This is a genomic window from Microbacterium umsixpiens (assembly GCF_053543675.1).
The window spans coordinates 20,824-25,813 of the sequence record NZ_JBLVOH010000059.1 but is presented as its reverse complement, the minus strand read 5'-3'; the positions used below and the strand labels follow the sequence as shown (position 1 = coordinate 25,813).

General features: G+C 69.5%; 3 protein-coding genes. All 3 read left to right on the top strand.

Annotated features, from left to right (window positions below; translation table 11 throughout):
- A partial coding sequence (locus ACNPM4_RS05935; protein WP_448985049.1) for a pyruvate carboxylase occupies positions 1-2,602 on the top strand: 2,602 nt, incomplete at its 5' end.
- Between the two features lie 68 nt (positions 2,603-2,670).
- A complete protein-coding gene (locus ACNPM4_RS05930; RefSeq protein WP_448985048.1) occupies positions 2,671-4,476 on the top strand; it encodes a MinD/ParA family ATP-binding protein in 1,806 nt (601 codons plus the stop codon).
- Positions 4,476-4,967: a peptide deformylase gene (gene def / locus ACNPM4_RS05925; RefSeq protein WP_448985047.1), complete on the top strand. Its 492-nt coding sequence runs from the start codon at positions 4,476-4,478 to the stop codon at positions 4,965-4,967. The genes ACNPM4_RS05930 and def overlap by 1 nt, the downstream gene beginning before the upstream one ends.
- The last annotated feature ends 23 nt before the right edge of the window (positions 4,968-4,990 follow it).

Genomic DNA, 4,990 nt, shown 5'->3' with positions numbered 1-4,990 from the left:
GAACGCCGGCACGGTCGAGTTCCTGCTCGAGACGGCGGGGGAGCGCACGGGCGAGGTCGTCTTCATCGAGATGAACCCGCGCATCCAGGTGGAGCACACGGTCACCGAGGAGGTGACCCACGTCGACCTCGTGCAGAGCCAGATGCGCATCGCGTCCGGGCAGACCCTCGCCGACCTGGGCCTGCAGCAGGAGAATCTGCATCTGCGTGGCGCGGCGCTGCAGTGCCGGATCACGACGGAGGACCCGACGCAGGGCTTCCGTCCCGACACCGGGAAGATCACGACCTACCGCTCGCCCGGTGGCGCCGGCATCCGTCTCGACGGCGGAACCGTGCACCAGGGGGCACAGATCAGCCCGCACTTCGACTCCATGCTGGCGAAGCTGACCTGCCGTGGTCGCGACTTCCCCGCCGCCGTCGCCCGAGCGCGTCGCGCCCTGGCGGAATTCCGCATCCGCGGGGTCTCCACCAACATCCCCTTCCTGCAGGCACTGCTGGAAGACGACGCATTCATCGCGGGCGATGTGAGCACCTCGTTCATCGACGAGCGGCCCGAGCTTCTGCGCGGCCGGGTGTCGAAGGACCGTGGGACGAAGTACTTGAACTGGCTGGTCGATGTCACCGTCAACAAGCCGCACGGCGCCCACCCGGGTGTGATCGATCCCTCGTCGAAGCTGCCGACGGTCGATCTGACCGCGGAGCCGCCGGCAGGCTCTCGTCAGCGGCTCCTCGAACTCGGGCCGGAGGGCTTCGCCCGCAGCCTCCGCGAGCAGACCGCACTGGCGATCACCGACACCACCTTCCGGGATGCGCACCAGTCCCTCCTGGCGACCCGGGTCCGCACGAAGGACCTCGTCGCCGCCGCTCCCTACCTGGCGCGGCTGACTCCCGGCCTGCTGTCCGTCGAGGCCTGGGGCGGCGCGACCTACGACGTCGCCCTGCGGTTCCTGGGTGAGGACCCGTGGGAGCGGCTCGACAAGCTGCGTGCCGCATTGCCGAACGTCGCGATCCAGATGCTGCTGCGCGGCCGCAACACGGTCGGCTACACGCCCTACCCGACGGCGGTCACCGAGGCGTTCGTCGCGGAGGCGGCTGCCAGTGGCGTCGACATCTTCCGCATCTTCGACGCGCTCAACGACGTGGAGCAGATGCGACCGGCGATCGAGGCCGTCCGCAAGACGGGCACGGCTGTCGCCGAGGTGGCGCTCTGCTACACCGGCGACCTGCTCGACCCCGCAGAAGACCTCTACACGCTCGACTACTACCTGAAGCTGGCCGACCAGATCGTCGAGGCGGGCGCGCACATCATCGCGATCAAGGACATGGCGGGCCTGCTGCGCCCGGCGGCCGCGGCGAAGCTCGTCGCAGCGCTGCGTGAGCGGTTCGACCTCCCGGTGCATCTGCACACGCACGACACTCCGGGTGGTCAGCTGGCCACGCTCCTCGCAGCCAGCGCCGTCGGCGTCGATGCCGTGGATGCGGCGTCGGCACCTCTGTCCGGCACCACGAGCCAGCCGTCCCTGTCTTCGCTCGTCGCAGCTCTCGCGCACACCGAGCGGGACAGCGGGATCTCGCTCGACGGAGTGTCCGACCTCGAGCCCTACTGGGAAGCGGTGCGTCGGGCGTACGCTCCGTTCGAGTCCGGGCTTCCGGGGCCGACGGGGCGCGTCTACCACCACGAGATCCCCGGCGGTCAGCTCTCGAATCTGCGTCAGCAGGCGAAGGCTCTGGGCCTCGCGGACGACTTCGAGCTCATCGAGGACATGTACGCAGCCGCCGACCGGATCCTGGGACGCGTGCCGAAGGTGACTCCCTCCTCCAAGGTGGTCGGCGACCTGGCCCTTCACCTCGCAGCCGTGAAGGCGGATCCCGCCGACTTCGAGGCCAATCCGGAGAAGTACGACGTGCCGGATTCGGTCGTCGGCTTCATGGCGGGCGAGCTGGGCGATCTGCCCGGCGGGTGGCCGGAGCCCTTCCGGACGAAGGTTCTCGCCGGACGCTCGGTGCGGCTCGGTCTCACGGAGATCACCTCGGAGGACGAGGCAGCACTCGCCGGAACCAGCGCCGAGCGGCGGACACGACTGAACACCCTGCTGTTCCCCGGACCGACCGCGGAATTCGCGCAGCGCCGTGAGCTCTTCGGCGATCTCTCCGTGCTCGACACCAGCGACTACCTCTACGGCTTGGTCGCAGGGCAGGAGCACATGATCGAGATCGATCGGGGAGTGCAGCTCTACGTCGGTATCGAAGCGATCGGTGAAGCGGACGACAAGGGCATGCGGACCGTGATGACGACGCTCAACGGACAGCTCCGCCCCGTGTTCGTGCGCGATCGCTCGATCGTCGTCGACGCGCACGAGGTGGAGAAGGCGGACACCTCTGTTCCCGGGCAGGTCGCGGCTCCGTTCTCGGGCGTCGTGACTCTGAAGGCCGAAGTCGGCGCCGCAGTGCGGGCCGGGGAGCCGGTCGCGTCGATCGAGGCGATGAAGATGGAAGCGGCCATCACCGCGCCCGTCGACGGCGTCATCGAGCGCCATGCGATCGCCGAGACGCAGCAGGTGGATGCCGGAGATCTTTTGGTCGTGATCCGCCCCGCGCACTAACCTTGTGCGGGCGAGGCCTGCGCACCATGTGCGCATACCCGAGGCCCGCACAGGCTGGGAGCGAGATCGTGACACCGAAGAACATCACTGACCCCGACGAGAGCCCGCTGGGGGTGCTCGATGAAGCCGCGTCACTCGACACGGCCGGCATCGGCATCCTCGGTGGGACCGCGCAGGTCAGCGTGACGCTGCCCAAGGACGAGGATGACGACCTCACCGACGACGGGGTCGTCGAGGGAGAGGTGGTCGGCGACCTCGTGATCGACCCTCCCGCTGCCGTGCAGCCCGCGGTGGCGCGCGCGTCCGCGGCGAAGCCGTTGGCCTCGGGGGAGCCCGCCGTGGAGGCTACCGCCGCTCCGACCGAGCGTGCGGCCCCCGCGAAGAAGCCGAAGAAGCAGAAGGCAGCGGCGAAGACCCCGACCCCGGTCCCGGCTCCGAAGAAGGTCGAAGATCTCGGGCGTCCGGCGAGAGGGGTCGACGAGACCGCGGTCGAGAAGCCCGCGGTCGACGAGCCCGAGCCCGAGGCCGAGGTCGTCGAGTCGGCGGTCGTCCACGCCGCCGCGATCGACGAGGCCCCGGTGTCCTCGCCTCCGCTGGTCCATCCGCGTTCGGAGAACATCATCGATGCCGTGGTCATCGAAGAGCCCGACGCCACCGCGCTCGTCGCTACGCCGGACGACGACGAGCAGTCCGAAGAGGCGGCCACGGCGGAACGCTTCCTCGCCAGAGCGAAGGCCGATGCCGCACCGGCGCCCGCTGCACCGGCGCCCGCTGCGTCCGTGCCCGCCCGAGCGTCCGTCGAGAAGGAGAACAGCTCCGTGTCCACTCCCGATGAGAACAAGTCCGTCGCCTCCCAGCCCGTCCGACCCGCTCCGCGCGTCGACGTCACGCTCACGTCCAAACGTCTGGACGACCTGGGCGATGCCTCGAGGGAGTCGGCTGACCTGCTGACCGCCGACCGGCTGCTCGACCCGCACCGGCTCGCGAAGCCCGAACCGGAAGGCGCGTGGAGCCACTTCCTCTATGCCGTCTCCGGGCGGCGCATCAACATCGGAGACGGGCGCCGTGCGCGCGAGCGCAAGGCCCTGTCGGCGCGGATCGCCGCTCCGCTCGCCGGCGGAGCGCGGTTCGTCCCGGTGCTCTCGCGCAAGGGGGGAGTCGGCAAGACGACGATCACCGCGCTGCTCGGTATGGCTCTCGCCGACGCACGCGAGGATCGCGTGATCGCTGTCGACGCCAACCCCGATCGGGGCACGCTCGCGGAGCGCATCGTGCGTCCGCACCACAGCAAGTCCGTGCGCGACCTCGTCCGCATCCATGACGACGTCAAGGGATACCACGACATCTCGGCCATCGTCGCCAGGGACGCGACACGACTCGACGTGCTCGCCTCCGACTCCGACCCGCGCATCGCCGAGGCCTTCAGCGACAGCGACTACCGTGACGTCGCCGGTGTCGCCGCGCACTACTACTCTCTGGTCCTCACGGACACCGGAACCGGCATCGTCCACTCGGTGATGTCGGCGACCCTCGACCTCGCGGATCAGATCGTCATCGTCTCCGGACTCAGCGTCGACGAGGCCCGGCTGGCCTCCGAGACCCTCACCTGGCTCGAGACCAACGGCTATGCGGAGCAGGCGCGCGACGCGATCGTGGTTCTCAACCAGTCGACGCCGGGAACCCCGTTGGTGCGACTGAACGAACTCCAGGCGCACTTCGCCACCCGTGCCCGCAGCGTCGTCCGTGTCCCCTACGACCCGCAGATCGCGGGTGGAGGGACGATCGTGTTCGCGAACCTGCTCCCGGAGACCCGGATCGCCGCCCGAGAGCTGGCGGCACTGCTGGTCGAGGGCCTGCGGGCGAAGGCTGCCTGATGGCGGTTCGTGAGATCCGCATCTTCGGCGACCCGGTTCTGCGCAGCGTCTGCGCACCGATCGACGAGATCGACGACGGTGTGCGGGCACTCGTGGCGGACCTCGTCGACACCGTCGAACTCCCCGGACGTGCCGGCGTCGCCGCCCCGCAGATCGGTGTCGCGCTCCGCGCCTTCAGCTACAACATCGACGGCGACATCGGGTACGTGCTCAACCCCGTCCTCACCGAGGTGCGCGGTGAGCCGCAGCCGACGGGGGAGGGATGCCTCTCGGTTCCCGGCCTCTGGCACGATGCCCAGCGCTACCCGTGGGCGCGCGTCGAGGGCATCGACCTCGACGGCGAGACCGTGGTGCTCGAGGGCGAGGGGCTGCTCGCCCAGGCGCTGCAGCACGAGACCGATCACCTCGACGGCAAGCTGTTCCTGACGCGTCTCGAACCGGAGACCCGCAAGATCGCCATGCGCGAGGTCCGCGAGAGCGCCTGGTTCTGAACATACGAAGAAGGGCCCCGCGC

Bases quoted from the DNA above. Each gene is read 5' to 3' on its own strand.
- def (WP_448985047.1), top strand. From the start codon at position 4,476: ATGGCGGTTCGTGAGATCCGCATCTTCGGCGACCCGGTTCTGCGCAGC.